The organism is Mycobacterium simiae (assembly GCF_008370645.1).
In the GTDB taxonomy this organism is placed as follows: Bacteria; Actinomycetota; Actinomycetes; order Mycobacteriales; family Mycobacteriaceae; genus Mycobacterium; species Mycobacterium simiae_A.
Genome location: NZ_VTZN01000032.1, coordinates 1 through 21,150 on the forward strand (window position 1 = coordinate 1; position 21,150 = coordinate 21,150).

A 21,150-nucleotide genomic window follows, 5' to 3' on the forward strand; every position below is an offset into this window, starting at 1 on the left:
ATGCCGCGGTCACCGCCCTGACCAGCGCAGACACGCCAACATCAGCAACCCCTATCTACGGCTGCAGTACTAGGTCGCTGTAATCCCTTGTGTCACTGTGGCTTCAGTGGTCACAGCGCGCGGATTCTTGTCGGTGGCCCTTCGTAGAATTCCAGCCATGGGTTCGAGCAGTCGCGAGGAGATCGTCGAGGTCTTCGCTGCGCTGGATGCCGACCTGGACCGGTTGTGCGCGTTGGCCTTTGACGTGCTCACCATCCCCGAACAACTGCGGGCCCTCGAGCGCCTAGAACGCGCGGCACGCCGGCTGCGGGCCCCCCAACACGCGTTGCTCAATCAGTGCGGCGCCCAAGCCAGCGACGACACCCTGGGCGGCACGTTGCGCACGGTGCTGGCCGACCGGTTGCGCATCACCAAGGCCGAGGCCAGCCGGCGCATCGCCGAGGCCGCTGATCTGGGCCCGCGACGCGCACTGTCCGGTGAGCCGCTGACACCGCAGCTGACCGCCACCGCCACCGCCCAACGCGACGGCCTGATCGGCGACGGGCACATCAAGATCATCCGCGCCTTCTTTTCCCACCTGCCCGCCGAGGTGGACCTAGCTACCCGCCACGCCGCCGAGGCCGACCTGGCCGACAAGGCCCGCCAGTATCGCCCCGACGAGGTGGCCAGCTACGCCCAGCAGATCATGGACTGGCTACACCCCGACGGGGACCTCGGCGACCAGCAGCGGGCCCGCAAACGCGGACTCACCCTCGGCAAGCAGGACTACGACGGCATGTCGCGGCTAAGCGGCTATCTGACCCCCGAGGCGCGTGCCACCGTCGAGCCCGTGCTGGCCAAACTGGCCGCCCCCGGCGCCTGCAACCCCGACGACCAAACCCCGGTCATCGACGCCACCCCCGATGCGGACGCGGCCAAACGCGACACTCGCAGCCAAGCCCAACGCAACCATGACGGCTTGCTGGCCGGCCTGCGGGCCCTGCTCGCGTCGGGGAAGCTGGGCCAACATAACGGCCTACCCGCCTCGATCGTGGTCACCACCACACTCAAGGAGCTAGAAGCCGCCGCCGGCAAAGGCCGCACCGGCGGCGGCTCGGTGCTGCCGATCACAGACGTGATTCGGTTGGCCTCGCACGCTCACCACTACCTGGCATTGTTTGATGACGCCAAACCCCTGGCGTTGTATCACGCCAAGCGGCTGGCCTCCCCAGCGCAGCGCATCATGCTCTACGCCAAGGATCGGGGATGCACCAAGCCGGGCTGTGACGCACCGGCCTACCACAGCCAAGTCCACCACGTAACAAGCTGGGCCACCACACACCGCACCGACATCAACGATCTCACTCCGCCTTTTGGGGGCCTGCGGGGTCGACAACCGACTTGTCGAGAAAGGCTGGACCACCCGCAAAAACGCCCGCGGCGACACCGAATGGCTACCGCCAGCCCACTTGGATCGCGGACAACCCCGAACCAACCCCTACCACCACCCGGAACGATTCCTATCCGACGGATACGACGAACCCGGTTGACATGACCACCGCACCGGCGTATTCGCTAGGCGGGCAACAGTTCCCGGACAAACACGCCTCTTCGACGCCCATGCTGGCACCATCGCTGCGCGGTGAGACATGCTGGTCAGCGGGGTGCAGCGCCAGTACAGCGGTACCGCGGGCCGTGTCGAGAACTCCCAGGTGGCGGTGTATCTGACGTCTGCGGCCCCGCGTGGGCACGCGCTGATCGACCGGGCTCTGTACCTTCCGCGCAGCTGGGCCTACGACCATGACCGCTGCGCCGACGCCGGAATCCCTGCCGACAAGCGGGGTTTCGCGACCAAACCAACGTTGGCGGTAACACTGATCGACCGCGCTGTGGCCGCCCGAGTACCCGCGGGGTGGGTGGCCGGCGACGAAGTCTATGGAGCCGACCCACGACTGCGCGCCGCCATTCGAGGCCACGGGCTGGGCTACGTGATGGCGGTTGCGGCCAACCGGCGCATGCCCACCCATGCCGGCCCGATCCGCGTCGATGCGCTGCCCGCGCTGATCCCGGCACATGCCTGGCAGACACACTCCGCCGGCGCCGGCGCGCACGGGCCACGGCTGTACTCCTGGGCGTGGTTTCGGTTGCTGTCCGAAGACGACACCGACAGCCATCATTTGCTGATCCGCCGCAACGATGCGACCGGCGAGCATGCCTACCTGCGTTGCTACAGCCCGCGCCCGGTGCCGTTGCGCCCCCTGGTCACTGTCGCTGGTCAGCGCTGGCGCATTGAGGAATCGTTCCAACCCGCCAAAGGACTGGTCGGACTGGATCAGCACCAGGTGCGGCGCTGGAGGTCCTGGCATCGTTGGACCACCCTGGCCATGCTCGCCCATGCCTTCCTGGCCGTCGCCACCGCGATCGAACGCGATACCGCACCCACACCGCCAGGTCTGATCGCCTTGACCGTCAACGAGTTTCGGCGCCTCTTCGACGCACTGCTGCTCGTCACCCACCGCACCCTGACAAGCCTGCTGGCCTGGCCACGATGGCGAAGACGACACCAATACCGAGCCCGACAATCCCACTACCGACAACGCGAACACCAATGATCTCGATCTACGGCTGCAGTACTAGCGGCCCGGGCACTGAGCCCTCAGCACGGGGGACGAACCATACCGTTTGACTCGTCGACCAACACGAACCGGACATATCACCGCCGATCAGCCGCTGATATCCTCAACCGCGGCGACGCCTAGCATCCGGCAATCGGCACAATCGGCGAACTCCGCGACATGGCGGGGCGGGGCGATCGAGGCGGTGGCATAAGCGCTTGATGACGGTGCGCTTGAAGCCTTCTCGCTGGCTGGAAGCGAACTCGACGGCGAAATCGAAGTCGCAACCGTCGATCCCGGCTCCGCGCAGTCGAATTGATACTGTGGACAACTACTTAAGGAAGAAATTCCTCGGTGTCACGCGAAAGTTGCTGCGATCGCGGCTGTCTCCGCACCGCCCGGCTCCTCCACATTTCGCTGCCGCGAGCTAGATATCGGCAGATCCGAAGCTTGCGGCCGGACGTAGCGCAGCCAGGTCAGGATCGTGGCACCGATGTAGCACAGCAGGAACGCCCAGAAGGCCGATGTCTCGGTGCCGGTGCTCAAGTAGGACTGGCGTAAGACCAAGTTGACCGCCATCGCACCCAGCGCACCAACCGTCCCAGCGAACCCGATGAGCGCTCCGGACATCACGCGCTCCCAATCGCGTCGGTCGGCATCGCTGACGTTCAGCGCGCGACTGCGTGCCTGAAAAATAGACGGTATCAGCTTGAATACCGAACCCTTTCCCACGCCGCAGAAGATGAACAGCGCGGTGAAACCGGCGATGTAGCCGATCATCGTGTAGGCCGTGGGCGCGCCACCGGGGCCGTGGGTGAGGTCGTCGTGGGTGCTGACGCCGACGAGGAATCCACCGGCCACGATCATGGCAGCCAACGCGCCCAGGGTGACAGGGCCGCCACCGAATCGGTCGCCCCATTTGCCGCCAACGATGCGCGCCAGCGATCCCAATAACGGCCCACTAAAGGCGATCTCGGCGGCGTGCAGCGACGCCAGCGCGTGGCTTTGCCCCGCGGCCACGAAATTGTGCTGCAGCACCTGGCCGAATGCGAACGCGAAACCAAGGAAAGAACCAGAGCAGCACAGGTACAGAAATGCGATCGCCCACGAGTCGGGCACGGCAAGAACTGACCGCACGTGACCCACCTCGATGACATGAGCCAAGTCGTCCATGAACAGCGCCACGCCAACGGCCGCTACGGCCAGCAATACGACATAGACTGCACAGACCAAATAGGGCGCCTGGTGACCGGCGGTGGCCAGCACGACGAGTCCGACCGCCTGGATGGTTGCCGACCCCAGGTTGGTAAATCCGCCAGTAAATCCGAGCGCGAAGCCTTTACGCCGCTGCGGGTAGAAACCTTCGACATGAGCCAGTGCTGCGACGTAACTGCCGCCGCCCAATCCGGTCAGCCCGGCGCACACCAGATACGGCCACAGTGGCAGGCCGGGATGAGCCAGCAACACCATGGCCCCGACGGTGGGCATCAACAGCACCAGTGACGAGAACACCGCCCAGCGCCGGCCACCGAACTTGGTAGTGGCCATTGCGTATGGGATGCGCACGACTGCCCCGACGAACGTCGCGGTGGCGCCCAGCAGCAGCTTGTCGCTGGTTGAAAAACCGTAGACGGCCTGCGGCATGAATAGCACCATCACCGACCACAGGTACCAAATCGAGAAGGCGATATGCCCGGCGACATTCGACCAGATCAGATTGCGACGGGCGACCAGCTTGTTGCCAGCATTCCACGCCGTGGCGTCGTCCGGATCCCAATCCGCGATGCGATGCTTTCGGGCCATGCGGCGCTACCTTTCCTGGACGAAGTCGGCGTACCCCAAGCGGCGGTAACTGGTCGGCCTGCCCTTACATTCTCTCTGATTCGACGGGGCCACAGTTGCAGCCGAACCGAACGCTAGCCCTAGACCAGGATTCGTACGGGTACACCGGGCGGAGAGCACGGTGATGCAGTCCGCCCCCTCCCCGGCCATCGACCGGAGAGTCCGGCGAGGATCGCACGGCCACTTCTCTTCCTCCGCGTCGGATGCGGCTTACCGAGTGAATAGCTTCGTCATGACGAAGCTGCAGGACTGCTGGGCGTCGATCGTGACACGCAGTCAAAGCAGCTCGGCGGCCACCGAAGCGTGACAGTAGCCTCGCTCACCTCTCGATAGTGAAACTTAATGCCGGTCATCCGACAACTCGACATCGGCGATGCACAGCAGATTTCCAGCTCACGTGATCAGTATGTCCAGCCAACCGCACGCAGCCGCACCGGTCGGGCTCGGCGCCCGAAGCAACCGACCCACCTTGCCATGGCGCTAACGTAGCGGCGTGGTCTGGATAGTATGCTGCGGCCAAAATGCATCGGGTGGGGCGAACTCGCTGGAACAACTATTCACGCCACAACGCTTGCAGCGCAGCATGTTCCGGACATCCGAAGCTCGGCTAGTCGCAGCCTATTCAACCGGTAGCACAAAGAGCCGGAACCAGATGTCACGCTAGCTGGAAACCTCCTGTGCATCGGCCATCTCCAGTTGCGGCAGCGATGCACACCTACGCCGCATCCTCGTCGGCCGCGACTCACCTGGACCAGTTCAGCGAGCCTCCGCCGACCACGACCGGCCAGTTGGGGCCGGCCGTGTCCGCGCAGCCACATACCATCTCAGCGGCAGGGCAGTCGGGTTCTTGGTCGGCGTTGTGGCCCATCGTGCTGCTCACCGCCTTCGGTGACTTCAATGCGCTCACCGGTCCGGCGAACTTCGCTGCGGCCATAAGTCGTGCGATCACCTCGGCGGGAACTTTCGCGACCGGACTTTACAGCTCAGACCTTCAGGGTGGCGCCAAGAAAATTCCGGTTGTTCGACCGACCACACACGGCGGTCCGGTACTGCTTTGCACGGCCCGGGCAGCGGCGGTCGGGAAACTGTCCGTGCCGCAAAGCTGGGGCGCGGCAACCGGGGGGACCGGTCCTGCCGATGGCCCGCCGCAGCCCCCGCGAACCGGTCGTCGACTTGTTCCGGCGGGCGCCGCCGACTCACCGCATGGTATGGCACACAGCTTGCCGGGTACGGGACCGATGACTGGCAGGACAGCGCGATGCACCGGGGTGCCGGTATTACGCAACGGACGTCGCCGCTTCACGATGCCGCGACCGGCATGCGGGGGATAGCTGGGGCCGGCAGCTGGATCAACCGGCTTCTCCGGACCTGGCGCCTTGGGCATCGCGGGTTTGTGATGCTTCCTCCAGCACGTGGTAAACCGGATCCACCATCGACATCGGTCGCCGGCCGCTCTGCCGGGCCTTTCCGGTGATTCGCAGCAACTGACCCGGCTCGATGTCGGCGCCGCCACGCCCGTTGCGAAACGCCAGCCGAATAGCTCCGCTCTGGTCGTCGACCAGCACCGATCGGTAGATGCTCTGCCGTTTGGCGACGTCCTCGACGTGACTGACTCGCCCCTCGATGGTCGCCCGCTGCCCCGGTATCAGTCCCGCCACCGTAATCACTGACAGCGGGCGTTCGGGGTCATCGATGTCGACGGTCTGACCATCATCTTCTGAGACCCACGCTTCGAGCCTGTCCAGTACGCGAGAGACCCGTTGCTCGAAGCGGTTCGGATATGCCTCCTTGAGCCGGGATTCGACGTCGTACGGCACGATCGTCGCCGCTGCATCCGGGATCAGGCTGACTGCCCGGGCGATCTTGTCCGCCGTGCGATCGTGCAGCAGCCGCCCCAGCAGCGGCGCGAACGTGCGTCGTGGCAGCAGCACCGTCACATTGGTATCAGGGTGCTCATCACGCGATCTGACCACCAGCAGCTGCGCATCACGGTTGATCCGCCGATCCGGGCAGTCCACCACGCGCAACGGCGTGTCAATCTGGAAATCATCCCAGCGCTTGCGCAGCTGCGCGGCGTGGGCAGCATCGACCATAAAATGCACCGCGATTAACTCGTCTGCGCGTAGCCCCTTCCCGTACCGTAACGCTTCGAATAATGCGAGGTCGACCGAATTGACGAAGACATATACCCGGTGCCGCGCATACTTCACCACTTCGGGGCGGTCGGTGCGGAACATCTCAAGAATTGCTGCCTCAGAGCGATATTCGCGGTTGAACCGCATCAGGCCGAAAACCAGCACCGGGAAGACAACGACCACCAGCCAGGCACCTTCGGTGAACTTGGCCACCGCAAAGATGCCCACCACCACCGTCGACAAGATGCCTGCGGACAGGTTGATCGCCAGCCGGTACCGCCATCCGGGCTCGCGTTGCGTCAGATGGTGTTTGGTCATCCCGTAACCGGCCATCGCGAACCCGGTGAACACGCCGATTGCATAGAACGGCACCAGCGCGTTGACTGAACCACCCGTGATCACCAACAACGCCACCGACAAGGCCGTAAGAGTGATAATGCCGTTCGAGAACACCAGGCGGTAACCGCGTTTGGTCAGCTGCCGGGGCAGGAATCGGTCCTCGGCGACGAAATTGGCCAATGCGGGGAAACCGTTGAAACTGGTGTTGGCGCCGGTGAACAGGATTGCCGCAGTCGATGCCTGCACCAACACAAAGAACACGTGTCCGAGCACGCCGGTACCGAACACCGCGCGACCGATTTGCGAAAGCACCGACGGATATTCGGTGAGGTAAGGCGTGGCGTGGGTGGCGTAGGCCAAGTAGGCGACACCAGCCAGCAAGAAACCCAGAATGCAGGCCATCACGGTGAGTACTCGGCGCGCATTGCGGCCCTGTGGCTTTCGAAAAACTTCGACGGTATTGGAGATCGCCTCCACCCCTGTCAGCGACGAACCGCCGTTGGCGAACGCACGCAGCACCACCAGGATCGTCGCGCCCATGACCAACCCGTTGCCCTGATGCACAGGCACGGTGCCGGACAACTGTTGCGGGTCATATATCGTTAACTGCCCGAATAACTGGCGGACAATGCCGGTCACGATTGTCAGCACGATCATGACGACGAAGAAGTAGGTGGCCGCCGCGAAGGGTAGCCCCGCTTCCCGCATCCCTCGCAGGTTCGCATAGCAAATAGCAATTACCACACCAACGGTGATCTCCAGGCTGTAGGGACCCAACACCGGCACCGCGGACACCACCGCGACCGTCCCCGCCGCGGACTGCACGGCGACGGTGACCACGTAATCGATGAGCAGCGCCGCCGCGGCGACCTGCGCGACGCGCGGCCCGAAATTGTCCCGCGCGACGATGTAGGAGCCGCCGGCCCGCGTGTAGGCGATCACGACCTGCCGATAGGACGCCGCCACCAGCACCAGGATCAGCAGAATGACACCGGTGATCGGAAGCAACAAGGCGAACGCCGCCAGCCCGGCATGAGGCAGCAGCTCGATCAGAATTTGCTCTGGGCCATAGGCCGTCGATGAGATGGCATCCGGCGAAAGTGCGCCCAGTGCAACAGGATTCGAGAGTCGCTCGGACGCCAGATTCTCGGTGATGAGGGGTCTTCCCAGAAAGACGCGCTTCAGTATGTCGCCGAGCGACGAGGGGACAATGGGCTTGGCAGCCGAATTATCAGCCGAGGAGGTCATTCGGTGCATTCTGCCAAGACGCTGGTTGGCTAGGGTGACTAGTCGTGGAGCCTTGCCCCGACCTGCAGTCGCGGGGCTTCGTCGGCAGCTGGCGGGCGTACCAAAAGCAAGCGTTGAATGCGTTCGACGTCGGCGCCGCCGCCGGCGACAACCGGTGGTATCTGGTGCTGCCGCCGGGTGCCGGAAAGACCATAATCGCGTTGGAAGCGGCGCGCCGGTTGGGGCGACGAACATTGGTACTGGTACCTAACACCGCTGTCCAGGCGCAGTGGGCTGCGGCGTGGGATATCAGGTTCCCGTCGCAGCACCCGTCAGCGTCCCGATGTGGGACGGAGCGCGCCCTGGCGTCGGCGATGAACGTGCTGACCTATCAATCTCTTGCGGTCATCGACGACGAAACGGATTCGACACGGCGGCGGGCCGCGCTGCGGAACCGCGACCAGCAAGCCCTGTTGGGGTTGCTGCACCCTAACGGCAGGGCGTTGATCGAGCGGGCAGCGACGTTGGGGCCGTGGACGCTCGTCCTCGACGAGTGCCATCACCTGCTGGCGACGTGGGGCGCGCTGGTCGGAGCGCTAGTGTCGGTCCTGGGACCGCAGACGGCGCTGATCGGCCTGACCGCTACCCCCGCAACAGCGCTGACCGAGTGGCAGCGGACCCTGCATGACGAGCTGTTCGGCACGGCGGACTTCGTGGTCCCGACCCCTGCCCTGGTCAAAGAGGGCGACCTCGCGCCCTATCAGGAGTTGGTGTATCTGACCCAACCAACTCCAGGCGAGCTGGCCTGGATTGCAACCGACCGCACGCGCTTCGCCGATCTCATGCTGGCGCTCATCGACCAACAGGTCGGCAGCATGTCGTTGGCCGCATGGCTACGGACCCGGATCGTGGATCGATCGACGCGCGACGGCAATCAGATCGCCTGGTCGACGTTCGAACGCGCCGAACCCGACCTTGCCTGCAGCGGCCTGCGCTTCGCCCATGACGGCCTCATCCCGCTACCCGACGGAGCCCGCCTGCGCGAGCAACACCGGATCGCGCCCGACGCCCACGATTGGGTCAACGTGTTGACCGACTTCGCCGTCGGGCATCTGCAACACAGTGAGGACGAGCGCGATGCGCAGGCGCTGACCGCGATCAAGCGAGTGCTGCCCGGATTGGGCTACCGGCTGACCAATCACGGCGTTCGAATCGCAACCTCGCCGGTGGACCGAGTGTGTGCGCTGTCGGAGTCAAAGGTCGCAGCGACAGCACACATCCTCGACACCGAGGACGCCGTGTTGGGGACGCGGCTGCGGGCTCTGGTGCTGTGCGACTTCGAGTCAATGGCAGGCACCCTTCCCACTTCGCTGCGCGGAGGACCCGTCGACGACCAGTCCGGTTCGGCACAGCTGGTCACCGCCATGCTGGCCGCGTCCGACAACCGACGCAGCACGCCGCTGCATCCCCTGCTGGTGACCGGGCAAACCTTCGCCTGTCCAGCAGCGATCCACGATGACCTGCTCACCTTCTGCGCCGCCCACGGCACGGCCGTGACCACTGAGCCGTTCGAGGCACAGCCCGGACTGCGGATCGTGCGCGGCAACAGCAATTTCACCTCCCGGACCTGGGTCACACTGGCGACGGCCTACTTCGCGGCCGGACGGGCCCGGGTGCTGGTCGGCACCCGGGCGCTACTGGGTGAAGGCTGGGATTGCGCCGCAGTCAACGTCACCGTCGACCTGACCAGCGCAACGACCCCGGGAGCAGTCACCCAGATGCGCGGCCGCGCACTGCGCAACGATCCCTCCGACACCCACAAATTAGCCGACAACTGGTCGGTGTGCTGTCTTACCCCAGCGCACCCGCGCGGCGATGCCGACTACCTCCGGCTGGTGCGAAAACACGATGCGTACTTCGCCGCCGGCCCACAGGGCCTCGTCGAATCCGGCGTGACGCACTGCGACCCCGCACTATCGCCCTACGGCGCCCCGGTGGCCGATACGGGCGCTATCACCGCCCGGGCCCTGCAGCGCGTCGCCGAACGCGACCAAGCACGGGCGTGGTGGCGCGTTGGTGAGCCCTACCAAGGAGTGGACGTCGCAACCATCCGCATCCGATCCCAGCGCTGCCCCGGAGTCGCCGCACCCGGCATGCCTGCGTCGGCATTGGCGCCACCCGTGCCCGGGCGGCGCAGTCCGCTTCGGGCGGCCCGGGCTGCGTTGGCCGCGCTGTCCGTCGTGGGTGCCGGCACCGGCACGACGCTGGCCTTTTCCACGGCAGGCCCGCTCGCCGCCGCCACATTGGCCGGGGCCGTCACCGCGGCCGGCGCTGGTCTGCTGACAGCCGCCGCCGGAGCCGAGAGCCGCCGCCTGGCCCACGCACCGAATGCGTTCGAGCAGCTGGCCGCCGCCGTCGCGGACGCGCTGAACGCCGCCGGCGGCGCTGAACGAGGAGCTGAGGCACTCCGCATCACCACCGATCCCGACGGTTGGATCCGCTGCGAACTCGGCGGTGTGCCCACCGAGCAGTCAGGACGGTTCACCGTCGCGCTCGACGAGCTACTCGCTCCGCTGACCGAGCCGCGCTATCTGATCGGACGCATGATCCTGACACCGCCACCTGGACGATTCACCCGTGGCCTGTATGCGGCCCGCGCAGTCGTCGGGCTGCCGCTGCCGGGTGCCGTGGCCTGGCACTCGGTGCCGCACTGGTTTGCCCGGCGCCGGGACCGCCTGCGTTGTCTGCTGGATTCGTGGCAGGAGCACATCGGGCCACCGCGACATCTGCGGGCCGACTCGCCCGAGGGCCAAGCCATCCTCGACCTATTCCGCGGCGACAACCCGCTCTCGGTCACCACTCAGCTTCGCACCACCTGGCGCTGAGGCCGCCTCAGCGCAGCCGCGCGACCGCGGCGGCGATGCGTTCGTCGGTCGCGGTCAGCGCCACCCGCACATGTTGCCCGCCACCCGGACCGTAGAAGGCACCCGGGGCCACCAAAATGCCGCGCTCAGCTAACCATCTGACCGTATCGTGGCAGCCCTCGCCGCGCGTTGCCCAGAAATACAGGCCGGCCTCCGAATAGTCGACAACAAACCCCGTCGAACGCAGTGCCGGCAGCAGCGCCGCGCGCCGCTGTGCGTACCGTTCCCGCTGCTGCTTCTCGTGGTCATCGTCGTCCAGGGCAGCTACCATGGCGGCCTGCACAGGTGTCGGCACCATCATCCCGGCATGTTTGCGCACCGCGAGCAATTCGGCGACCAGTGCACCGTCACCTGCCACGAAGCCGGCCCGGTAACCGGCCAGCGATGAGGTCTTCGACAGCGAATGCACTGCCAGCAACCCGGTGTGATCGCCGTCGCAGACCGCGGGATGCAGCACTGATAGCGGCTGCGCGTCCCAGGCCAGACCCAGGTAGCACTCGTCGGAAGCCACCACGACACCACGTTGGCGGGCCCACCCCACTACCTTGCGCAAATGGTCCACGCCCAGTACTCGTCCAGTAGGGTTGCTGGGCGAGTTCAGATAGAGCAGTGCGGGGGCTTGCGGGCCCACCTGCGTCAGTGAATCGGCTCGCAGCACTTGAGCTCCGGCGAGCCGAACACCGACGTCGTAGGTCGGATACGCCAACTCGGGGACCACGACCACATCCGCGGCACCCAGCCCTAGCAGCGTTGGCAGCCAGGCGATAAATTCTTTGCTACCTATTACCGGCAAGACCGCCGAGTCGGCCAGTCCGGTGATGCCGTAGCGCCGAGCCAAGGCGGCCACCGCGGACTGACGCAGCAGCGGGGTACCGGCGGTGGCGGGATAGCCCGGCGCCGCAGCTGCAGACGTCAGCGCCTCTTGGATCAGCGGCGCGACCGGGTCCACCGGAGTACCGACGGACAGGTCGACGATGCCGTCCGGGTGAGCCGCGGCGCGCTTTTTGGCATCGGCCAACGTGTCCCACGGAAACTCCGGCAGGTACGCCGACACAGGCCGGTGTGGAGGATTCTGGTGGCCGCTCAGTCTTCTTCGCCCTGCGGCGGCAGGTCCTTGACCACCTGCGGGTCGTTCTCGGTCATCCCCACTTTGGCTGCCCCGCCCGGGGATCCGAGCTCGTCGAAGAAATCGGCATTGAGCTGCGTGTAATGGCTCCACTGGTCCGGCACGTCGTCTTCGTAGTAGATCGCCTCGACCGGGCACACCGGTTCGCAGGCGCCGCAGTCGACGCACTCGTCGGGGTGGATGTACAGCATCCGGGCGCCCTCGTAGATGCAGTCGACCGGGCATTCCTCAATGCATGCCTTGTCCTTGATGTCGACGCAAGGTTGGGCGATCACGTATGTCACGGACGTCTCCTCAACGTGTACTTCAGGTACTTCTCAGTGTGGGCTGCTGTTCGCCTCGTCGCGGGGCCTCCTGGCCGCTCCGAGGCCGCTTATAGGCTAAGCGTTCGGTTACTGATACTAGACGTCGCACATATCAACCGGCGCGTCGGTCGGTATCTGGCAAGCCGGTGTCGCTCAAAGAATGCAGGAGAGTCCGTGACGAGTCAGTACCCCAACCTGTTAGCACCGCTGGACCTCGGTTTCACTACCCTGCGCAACCGGGTGGTCATGGGTTCGATGCATACCGGACTGGAAGACCGGGCTGGCAACATCGACCGGCTCGCCGCATACTTTGCCGAACGCGCCCGCGGAGGTGTCGGACTGATCATCACCGGCGGCTATGCACCCAGCCGCACCGGGTGGCTACTTCCGTTCGCCTCGGAACTGGTCTCCTCCGCACAGGCCCGCCGACACCGCCGGATTACCAGAGCCGTCCATGGGGACGGCGCCAAGATGCTGCTGCAGATTCTGCATGCGGGACGTTATGCCTACCATCCGTTCTCGGTCAGCGCATCGTCAATCAAGGCTCCCATCAACCCATTTCGGCCACGGGCGCTATCGACCCGAGGCGTCGAGGCGACCATCGCTGATTTCGTGCGGTGCGCGCAGCTGGCCCGCGAAGCCGGCTACGACGGAGTCGAAGTCATGGGCAGTGAGGGGTACCTGCTCAACCAGTTCTTGGCGCCACGCACCAACAGGCGGACCGATTCCTGGGGCGGCACCCCGGGCAATCGGCGGAGGTTCCCGGTCGAGATCGTGCGACGTACCCGCGCCGCTGTCGGCCCCGACTTCATTATCTGTTATCGGATGTCAATGGCCGACTACGTCGAAGACGGCCAAAGCTGGGACGAAATCATTGCGCTGGCAACCGAAGTGGAAGCGGCCGGCGCCACCCTACTCAACTCCGGCGTCGGCTGGCACGAGGCCCGGGTGCCAACAATTGTCACCTCGGTGCCCAACAGCGCGTTCGTCGACATCAGCAGCAGGGTCGCCGAACACGTCAGTATCCCGGTGGCGGCATCCAACCGGATCAACATGCCCCAAGCCGCCGAGCAGATCCTGGTCGAGACCCCGCTGCAGCTGATATCGATGGCGCGGCCACTGCTCAGCGACCCAGAGTGGGTGCTCAAAGCGCAATCTGGCCGCACCCACGAGATCAACACCTGCATCGCCTGCAACCAGGCCTGCCTGGACCACGCCTTCGCCAAGAAAACCGTATCCTGCCTGCTGAATCCTCGGGCTGGGCACGAGACCAAGTTGATCGTGGCGCCCACGCAAAGCCCCCGCTCGGTGGCCGTCGTCGGGGCCGGCCCGGCCGGTTTGGCGGCCGCGGTCAACGCCGCCCAGAGGGGCCATCGGGTCACGTTGTTTGAGGCCAACGACGTCATCGGCGGCCAGTTCGACATGGCCCGTCGCATTCCGGGCAAAGAGGAATTCGGCGAAACCCTGCGGTATTTCGCCGCGATGCTCGATAAGTACGTTGTTGAAGTACGGCTGGGTACTCGGGTGTCGGCGCACGAATTAACCGGCTACGACACGGTCGTCTTGGCCACCGGCGTCGTTCCGCGCATCCCGGCGATTCCGGGCATCGAGCACCCCATGGTGCTGACCTATGCCGAGGCCATCACCGGCGTCAAACCCGTCGGCCCAACCGTGGCAGTCATCGGGGCCGGGGGCATTGGCTTCGACGTCACCGAACTTCTGGTCACCTCGCCGACCAGAAATCCCAACGACCTCCAGGAATGGAAAGCCGAGTGGGGCGTGGTCGATCCGCGGGAAGCGCGCGGCGCACTGACCACGCCACAGACCGCGCCGGCCGCCCGCGAGGTCTACCTGCTGCAGCGCACCAAAGGCCCGCAGGGCAAGCGACTGGGCAAGACCAGCGGGTGGGTACATCGGGCGTCGCTCCGGGCCAAAGGCGTCCATCAGCTCTCCGGCGTCAACTACGAGCAGATCACCGACGACGGCTTGCACATCAGCTTCGGCCCGGATCGGCGCCGACCACAGCTGCTGGCGGTGGACAACGTGGTGGTGTGCGCCGGTCAGGAGCCGGTGCGTGATCTGGAGAGCGCGCTGCGGCGGTGCGGCATTGACCCGCACATTATCGGCGGCGCAGCGGTTTCCGCTGAGCTGGACGCCAAGCGTGCCATCAAGCAGGGAACCGAGCTTGCCGCGCGCCTGTAGTTGGTCCCAGATTTCACTGACCGTGAAACCGCTCGCAATACCGCTTTAACCTGCAGAAAGTTACGCGCCGGGGGGATCCTTCGATAACAGGATTGCTAGGACCAAGTCCGCGGCGCCTGCTAATCTGTACCAAAGACGGCAACCCGCTGGGCAGATGTCGTCGCCGTCCGGCATGGCGGTGCAAAAATGGGGAAGGTGTCCACACAATGAGGCTGTCGTTAAAGGGACTAAGTGTCGCCGTCGGTGCTTTGGCACTGTCGTTGAGCGCCGGGGCTGGGATCGCATCTGCTGATCCCATCGACACGGTCATTAACACCACGTGCAACTATGGGCAGGTGATGGCGGCGCTGACTGCCACCGATCCCGCAGCGGCCGCGCAGTTCAACGCGTCGCCGATCGCGCAGGGCTGGCTGCATTCGTTCCTGGCCGCGGCGCCACCCCGGCGCGCGCAGATGGCCGCGCAGGTGCAGGCCATGCCCGGGGCTGCGCAATACGTCGGGCTGGTCGAATCGGTCGCGGCGTCCTGCAACAGCTACTGAGTCCGAGCGAGCGCAACGCCGCCGCGAGGTTCCGATCCCGGAGTCGCGCGGCGCGTTGCGTTCGCGCGTTACGCGGCTGGCAATCCGTATGTCGTAGTGCGCTGGCGAGCGGGGCGGCCGATGCCCTCAGCGATCGCCGCCAGCTCGGCGACGGTCTTGGCCGACCCGTGTTCAGACCCGGCCATCCGTGAAATCGTCTCCTCCATCAGCGTCCCGCCCAGATCGTTGGCACCGCCGTTGAGCATCACCTGTGTGCGCTCAACTCCCAGTTTCACCCAGCTGGTCTGGATGTGGGAGATGCGGCCGTGCAGCATGATCCGCGCTAGGGCATGCACCGCACGGTTGTCCCGATGAGTGGGCCCGGGCCGCGCGGCGCCCGCCAAGTATAACGGCGAGCTGTGGTGTACGAACGGCAGCGGCACAAACTCGGTGAAGCCGCCGGTGCGGTCCTGGATGTCGCGCAGCACGTTAAGGTGAGCAACCCAATGCCGCGGATTGTCGACGTGGCCGTACATCATCGTCGACGACGACCGTAGGCCTGACTCGTGTGCGGTAGTTACGATCTCGACCCACAGCGACGTCGGCAACTTGCCCTTGGTGAGCACCCAGCGCACCTCGTCGTCCAATATCTCGGCTGCGGTACCTGGGATGGTGCCCAGCCCAGCGTCGCGTAGCGCGATCAGCCACTCGCGAATGCTCAGCCCGCTCTTGGTCGCGCCGTTGGCGATCTCCATCGGAGAAAACGCGTGCACGTGCATCTGCGGCACGCGGGCCTTGACGGCGCGAACCAGATCGGCGTAGCCGGTGACTGGCAGTTCGGGATCGATTCCGCCCTGCATGCACACCTCGGTGGCGCCAGCTACGTGGGCCTCCCATGCCCGGTCGGCGACCTCTTGGACCGATAGCGAGTACGCGTCAGCGTCACCCTTGCGCTGGGCGAAGGCGCAGAAGCGGCAGCCGGTATAGCAGATGTTGGTGAAGTTGATATTGCGATTGACCACGAAGGTCACATCGTCGCCGACCGCATCGCGACGCAACGAATCCGCCAGTCCGACAACTGCATCCAGGGCCGGCCCGTCGGCAGTGGCCAGGGCAAGGTACTCGGCGTCGGCACAGCCGCCAGGTGCGCGTTCGGCGGCGCGCAGTGCGGCAAGCACGTCGGTGTCGATACGCTCCGGAGCGCGAGCCACCAGGTCTTGCGCCTGGGAACGCACCGATTCCCAGTCACCGAAGGCGCTGTCGAGGTCGCTGCGGGCGTCGGCGTTGCGGCCAGCGGTGTCGATGGTCGCGTTGAGGTGCACCCGGCCGGACGACACCACGTCATCGGGCTCTTGCCACGGCAACCCCGTGGGATTGACATCACGCGCCAAACCGGTGGTCGGATCCGCTAGTGCCGCAACATGTCCGCGCACCCGCGGGTCGATCCAGGCCGCGCCGGCCTGCACATACTTGGGCTGCGCGGTGAGCCGCTGCACCAGGTCGTAGCCCGCCTCGCTGGTGACGGCGGCCAGCTCGTCCAGCGCGGGCCAGGGCCGTTCGGGGTTGACATGGTCAGGCGTCAGCGGTGACACACCGCCCCAGTCGTCGACACCGGCGTCGATGAGCCTCAGGCATTCGTCGCGGGAAACCAAATTCGGCGGCGCTTGGATGCGCACGCCGGGGCCGAGCACCAGCCGCGCGACCGCCACCGTCGCCACGTAGTCCTCGATCCTGGCGTCGGGAACAGCTGCCATAGCGGTGTGCTGTTTGGCCCGGAAGTTCTGCACGATCACTTCCTGGATATGCCCAAACTCCTTGTGCAATTTGCGAATTGCCCGCAAGGTATCGGCCCGTTCAGCTAGCGTTTCCCCGATGCCGACCAGCAGGCCGGTGGTAAAGGGGATAGCGAGCCGACCGGCGTCGGTCAGCACCCGCAGCCGCACTACTGGGTCCTTGTCCGGGCTACCGTAGTGCGCCAGCCCTCTGGTTTCGAACAGCCGTCGCGATGTCGTTTCGAGCATCATGCCCATCGACGGCGCCACTGGTTTTAGCCGCGACATTTCCGACCAGCTCATCACCCCTGGGTTCAGATGCGGCAACAATCCGGTTTCTTCCAGCACCTTGATCGCCATCGCCCGGACATAGGACAGGGTGGAGTCGTAGCCGCGTTGGCCGAGCCACTCCTGCGCCTCCGGCCAACGATCCTCAGGACGGTCACCGAGAGTGAACAGTGCTTCCTTGCAACCGAGTTCGGCGCCGCGCTGGGCCACGTCGATGATCTCGCCGGGTTCCATATACATCCCCGCGCCGTGGGCGCGCAGTCTGCCCGGGACGGTGACGAATGTGCAGTAGTGGCAGGTGTCGCGGCACAGATGGGTGACCGGGATGAACACCTTGCGCGAGTAGGTGATGGGCAGGCGGCCGGCGGAGCCGCGTCGTCCGGCCGACTCCAGCCCCGCATCGCGGACCCGCGCCGCGCTGGCGCACAGATCGGCCAGCGCGTCGCCGCGGGCCGTCATCGCGACGGCCGCCTCGTCGATATTGAGCACGGCACCGTCGCGCGCTCGGCGCAGTACCCGGCGCACCGCCGATGCAGCGGGTTTGGGCGGCACCACAGGACTTGGCAAGGTTGCAGGCTCGTACCTCGAAATCAGCGGCACGTCGGTGCAACTCCCCCATGCTTGGGTTTCATCCGTGCGTCAACAATCCGAACCGCGGCGGCTGCCATAGCCGCAACAGTAGCGGCCGGGCGGGGTCAGCACACGATGGACCAGGTGCCGTGTGTTGGGCGATCCCCGGCGATTCTGCGCCGGTCACGATACGCTGGCCACACCACGTTGAAGCAGGGGGTGTTACGCGATGTCGTATGTGGCCGCGACACCGGAGGCGTTGCTGGCGGCGGCGACGAATGTCGCGGGTATCGGCTCGACCATCAGCGAGGCCAACGCGGCGGCCGCGGTTCCGACTACCGGAATCCTGGCTCCAGCCGCCGACGGTGTCTCGGCGCAGGTCGCTGCGCTGTTTTCCACACATGGCGAGGTGTATCAGCGGCTCAGCACCCAATTTGCGACGTTTCACGACCAGTTCGCACATACCCTGAGCGCGGGCGCCAACAGCTACGCAGCTACCGAGGCCAGCGCCGCGCAGAATTTGGTGAACGCGCTGAACACACCTGCCGAGAAACTGCTGGGGCAGCCGTTGATCGGCCAGAGCGGCCTGGTGTCCAATGCCGTGGGCCAGGCCCAGAGCATCTTCGCCGGCAGCGCGACGGCCACCGCCGGCACCAGCCCGCTGGCGTTGCCGCCCACCGGCAGCGCCGCGGCAGCACCGGCGGCAGTCATACCCGTGTCGGTTGCCACCGCGATGGAGAACTTCTACACGGCCGTCGAGCCGTGGGTGCAGTACGGCTTCACCGTCGCGTCGTGGGCGGCGGGTTGGTTGCCGTATATCGGTATCCTGGCGCCGCAGATCAGCTTCTACTACTTCCTGTTCGAGCCGATCGTGCAAAGCGCTCTGTTCAACTCGCTCAACTGGCTGGACGGGACAATCACCTTCAGTCAGGGGCTGAGCAACCTCTGGTCATCCACCACCATGTCGATCAACCAGTTCATCAATACCGAGATCAACTGGATTCGCAGCTTCCTCCCGCCGCCGCCGCCGTTTTTCTAGGCGTCAAGTACGCACTCGTCGCCGCCATAGCACCCACGCCGGCGGCACTACCCCCAGCACAATGAGGATCAAAGCCCCGTAGGCCATCGGCCCCTTGCCACCCAGGACAATATCGTCGCCGGGACCACCCAAACTCAACACCGCCACCGTCAGCAGCCACGTCCACAACGGCAATGCGACCATCCGCGGCGATTTTGTCCAGCCTCCAGCTGCCCAGACCAGGGCGGCGTTGACCAATCCACTGATCAGTGCGCTGATCGGGAAGGGCACCGAACCGATATAGGACGGCAGCAGCAGCGCTCCGGCTAATGCGGATAAGACGCCGTCGACGGCCAACAAGGCCAAGACTACGACGCGGATCGCGGGATCTGTCGCGCCGCCTTCTTCAACCGAGACGGCGCGCGGCTGGGTTTTGGTCAGGTCGGGACGCTGTCGATCTGGGAGAGTACCGAGCCGATGACCCACTGCAGGCTATCCAGCCGATCCTGCCAATGTTGCAGGTTGGGGTCCAGGTCGGGGTCCATACGATTCCTTACAGTTCCTGAAAATCCTGCCGCGGCTGCCTAATATGGGCAGCCTACGTGCCGTATCCGGTGAAGCCCAGACCCGCGAGCAGATCTGTTTCCCAGCCCCGCTCATCGCGCTCACCCGCGACTCCGTTAGCCAGCACATAGTGCTCGCTGGCCAGAATGGGCAACGCCAGGTTGTTGGACAGGGCGCAGGCGCGGCCGGTGGGTCCGACGACGACTTGGGTAGCATGCGCCGCCAGCGCCGCGACTTTGGCCGCATGCGCGTCAGGATCAGCCTCGACGACGGCGTCGATGCGCTCGTCCGAGAAGGCGAAAGGGAGGTCTTCCGGCGGGATTACCCACTCAGACTGCAGATCCGCGGGCACCAGGTCCCGCACGGCTGCCAGGAACGTGCCGAGCCCCAGCACTGTCCAATAGAACTTCGGCACCGTCCATTCCGGACCGGCGGCAGCTACTGCGGCCGTGGTGATGGTATGGGCGTGCACGTGGTCTGGATGCCCATAGCCGCCGTTAGGGTCGTAGGTCACCACGACATGCGGTCTCAGTTCGCGGATGATCGCGACCAGCGCTTGCACTGCTTCCTGTTTGTCGGCAGCAACGAAGCTGAGCCGATGTCGCTGCTGAGTGTCGGCCATCCCCGAATCGCGCCAGCGGCCTGCCCCGCCGAGGTAACGGGGTCCGCTCACCCCGAGTAGTCGCAACGCCGCGGTGAGTTCGCTGATGCGGTAACCCCCAAGTTGGTCAGCGTGATCGATGCCGAGTAGGGCCCATTGGTCACCGATGACCTCACCCTCCTCGCCCAGGGTGCAGGTGACGACATGAACATCGGCCCCACGGGCGGTGTAGTGGGCGATCGTTGCGCCGTTGCTGAGGCTTTCGTCGTCGGGGTGTGCGTGCACGAACAGCATCCGGGGTGTCTCAGACATTGCCAGCACCCTACCGCCGTCGTTTCCGGCTCGGGCTCGCTATCGGGCGCCAACTGCATCGAGTCGCACCAAGTAGGAACGCTAGCGGCTACTATCACAGGGTGGTCGAGCTTACCCAGGATAGATCGAACGTCCGGAGCCGCCGAAGGGGTGAAGTGCTGGAACGTGCGCTGTACGCGGCCACCTTGGACGAGCTGGCCACGGTCGGGTACGGCGGTCTGACGATGGAAGGGATTGCCGCGCGGGCTCACACCGGCAAAGCCGCGTTGTACCGGCGCTGGGGCAGTAAGTACGAGCTGGTGCAGGCCGCTCTGCAGCACGCGGTGCCGCCACTGCCCGAGCCGCGTGCCGGCCGGTCAGCCCGGGAAAACCTGCTGACGGTGCTCACCGCTCACCGTGATGTGCTGGCCGGCAAGACCGACTTTCCCGGTCTGGAGATCATCGCTCAGCTGATTCACGAACCTGAATTGCGTGCCATTTTCGCCAACGCCGTGGTGTTTCCACGGCTGCACGTTGTCGAGTCGATTCTGCACGCCGCTATACGCGACGGGGAAATCGATCCCACTACGGTCACCGCGCTCACCGCGCGAATCGGGCCCGCACTGATTAACCAGCACTTCATCTTGACGGGATCACCGCCGAGTCGGCGGGATCTGGCACTCATCGTCGACACTGTCATTCCGCCGAAACGCCGACGGCAAGGGTCAATTGAGTAATCTGCCCCGTGCTGAGGCCGGCCAGTCACGCTCTGATCGAAAGCAGGTACCACGACCCTCTGGCCGCCGAATCCATTGCGGCAGCGGCTGATATCTC

Annotated in this window: 13 protein-coding genes and 2 pseudogenes; 8 read left to right on the plus strand and 7 right to left on the minus strand. The window is 65.4% G+C overall.

Annotated features, from left to right (window positions below; all coding sequences use genetic code 11):
• The first annotated feature begins 157 nt into the window (after positions 1–157).
• Positions 158–1,529: pseudogene (locus F0Q45_RS07710) on the plus strand (HNH endonuclease signature motif containing protein).
• Positions 1,530–1,640: 111 nt separating this feature from the next.
• Positions 1,641–2,591: pseudogene (locus F0Q45_RS07715) on the plus strand (IS701 family transposase); the annotation flags it as partial.
• Between the two features lie 360 nt (positions 2,592–2,951).
• On the opposite strand, the gene F0Q45_RS07720 reads toward F0Q45_RS07715, so the two are convergent.
• The gene (locus tag F0Q45_RS07720) at positions 2,952–4,397 is read right to left on the minus strand and encodes an MFS transporter (protein WP_149653380.1); all 1,446 of its coding nucleotides are present in this window, start codon (positions 4,395–4,397) and stop codon (positions 2,952–2,954) included.
• 746 nt (positions 4,398–5,143) lie between these two features.
• On the opposite strand from F0Q45_RS07720, the gene F0Q45_RS30130 reads away from it, so the two are divergent.
• On the plus strand, positions 5,144–5,767 hold the full coding sequence (locus tag F0Q45_RS30130; RefSeq protein WP_149653381.1) for a PPE family protein, SVP subgroup: 624 nt from the start codon (positions 5,144–5,146) through the stop codon (positions 5,765–5,767).
• Positions 5,768–5,785: 18 nt separating this feature from the next.
• On the opposite strand, the gene F0Q45_RS07730 is transcribed toward F0Q45_RS30130, so the two are convergent.
• Positions 5,786–8,158: an APC family permease gene (locus F0Q45_RS07730; RefSeq protein WP_149653382.1), complete on the minus strand. Its 2,373-nt coding sequence runs from the start codon at positions 8,156–8,158 to the stop codon at positions 5,786–5,788.
• 44 nt (positions 8,159–8,202) lie between these two features.
• Between F0Q45_RS07730 and F0Q45_RS07735 the strand changes: the two genes are divergently transcribed.
• Entirely contained in the window at positions 8,203–11,022 is a 2,820-nt protein-coding gene (locus F0Q45_RS07735) for a DEAD/DEAH box helicase family protein (protein WP_149653383.1), read from the plus strand.
• Positions 11,023–11,029: 7 nt separating this feature from the next.
• On the opposite strand, the gene dapC is transcribed toward F0Q45_RS07735, so the two are convergent.
• Both dapC and fdxA read right to left on the minus strand, forming a co-directional pair.
• Positions 11,030–12,115 (minus strand): succinyldiaminopimelate transaminase, encoded by a 1,086-nt coding sequence (gene dapC, locus F0Q45_RS07740; RefSeq protein ID WP_149653384.1) that lies wholly within the window; start codon positions 12,113–12,115, stop codon positions 11,030–11,032.
• Between the two features lie 29 nt (positions 12,116–12,144).
• The gene (gene fdxA / locus F0Q45_RS07745) at positions 12,145–12,471 is read right to left on the minus strand and encodes a ferredoxin (protein ID WP_149653385.1); all 327 of its coding nucleotides are present in this window, start codon (positions 12,469–12,471) and stop codon (positions 12,145–12,147) included.
• 195 nt (positions 12,472–12,666) lie between these two features.
• On the opposite strand from fdxA, the gene F0Q45_RS07750 reads away from it, so the two are divergent.
• Together F0Q45_RS07750 and F0Q45_RS07755 are read left to right on the plus strand one after the other, a co-directional pair.
• On the plus strand, positions 12,667–14,694 hold the full coding sequence (locus F0Q45_RS07750) for an NADPH-dependent 2,4-dienoyl-CoA reductase (RefSeq protein WP_149653386.1): 2,028 nt from the start codon (positions 12,667–12,669) through the stop codon (positions 14,692–14,694).
• Positions 14,695–14,900: 206 nt separating this feature from the next.
• Positions 14,901–15,233, plus strand: coding sequence for a hemophore-related protein (locus F0Q45_RS07755; RefSeq protein ID WP_149653387.1), 333 nt, complete (start codon positions 14,901–14,903; stop codon positions 15,231–15,233).
• A gap of 68 nt (positions 15,234–15,301) precedes the next feature.
• Here F0Q45_RS07755 and F0Q45_RS07760 read toward each other — a convergent pair whose 3' ends face one another.
• Entirely contained in the window at positions 15,302–17,872 is a 2,571-nt protein-coding gene (locus tag F0Q45_RS07760; protein ID WP_149653388.1) for a bifunctional FO biosynthesis protein CofGH, read from the minus strand.
• Positions 17,873–18,071: 199 nt separating this feature from the next.
• Here F0Q45_RS07760 and F0Q45_RS07765 point away from each other — a divergent pair, with 199 nt between their 5' ends.
• A complete protein-coding gene (locus F0Q45_RS07765; protein ID WP_149653389.1) occupies positions 18,072–18,881 on the plus strand; it encodes a PE family protein in 810 nt (269 codons plus the stop codon).
• Positions 18,882–18,884: 3 nt separating this feature from the next.
• On the opposite strand, the gene F0Q45_RS07770 is transcribed toward F0Q45_RS07765, so the two are convergent.
• Together F0Q45_RS07770 and mshB are read right to left on the minus strand one after the other, a co-directional pair.
• On the minus strand, positions 18,885–19,346 hold the full coding sequence (locus tag F0Q45_RS07770) for a hypothetical protein (protein ID WP_149653390.1): 462 nt from the start codon (positions 19,344–19,346) through the stop codon (positions 18,885–18,887).
• A 112-nt stretch (positions 19,347–19,458) separates the two neighbouring features.
• Entirely contained in the window at positions 19,459–20,337 is an 879-nt protein-coding gene (gene mshB / locus F0Q45_RS07775) for an N-acetyl-1-D-myo-inositol-2-amino-2-deoxy-alpha-D-glucopyranoside deacetylase (protein WP_149653391.1), read from the minus strand.
• Between the two features lie 101 nt (positions 20,338–20,438).
• Here mshB and F0Q45_RS07780 point away from each other — a divergent pair, with 101 nt between their 5' ends.
• Positions 20,439–21,053 carry a TetR/AcrR family transcriptional regulator gene (locus F0Q45_RS07780; RefSeq protein WP_149653392.1) on the plus strand — a complete coding sequence of 205 codons (615 nt, stop codon included), beginning with the start codon at positions 20,439–20,441 and terminating at the stop codon, positions 21,051–21,053.
• Positions 21,054–21,150 lie beyond the last annotated feature (97 nt).

What these genes read in the sequence shown, in the direction of transcription:
- F0Q45_RS07720 (WP_149653380.1), bottom strand. Translation starts at nt 4,397, where the DNA reads ATGGCCCGAAAGCATCGCATCGCGGATTGGGATCCGGACGACGCCACG.
- F0Q45_RS30130 (WP_149653381.1), top strand. Translation starts at nt 5,144, where the DNA reads ATGCACACCTACGCCGCATCCTCGTCGGCCGCGACTCACCTGGACCAG.
- F0Q45_RS07730 (WP_149653382.1), bottom strand. Translation starts at nt 8,158, where the DNA reads ATGACCTCCTCGGCTGATAATTCGGCTGCCAAGCCCATTGTCCCCTCG.
- F0Q45_RS07755 (WP_149653387.1), top strand. Translation starts at nt 14,901, where the DNA reads ATGAGGCTGTCGTTAAAGGGACTAAGTGTCGCCGTCGGTGCTTTGGCA.
- F0Q45_RS07765 (WP_149653389.1), top strand. Translation starts at nt 18,072, where the DNA reads ATGTCGTATGTGGCCGCGACACCGGAGGCGTTGCTGGCGGCGGCGACG.
- mshB (WP_149653391.1), bottom strand. Translation starts at nt 20,337, where the DNA reads ATGTCTGAGACACCCCGGATGCTGTTCGTGCACGCACACCCCGACGAC.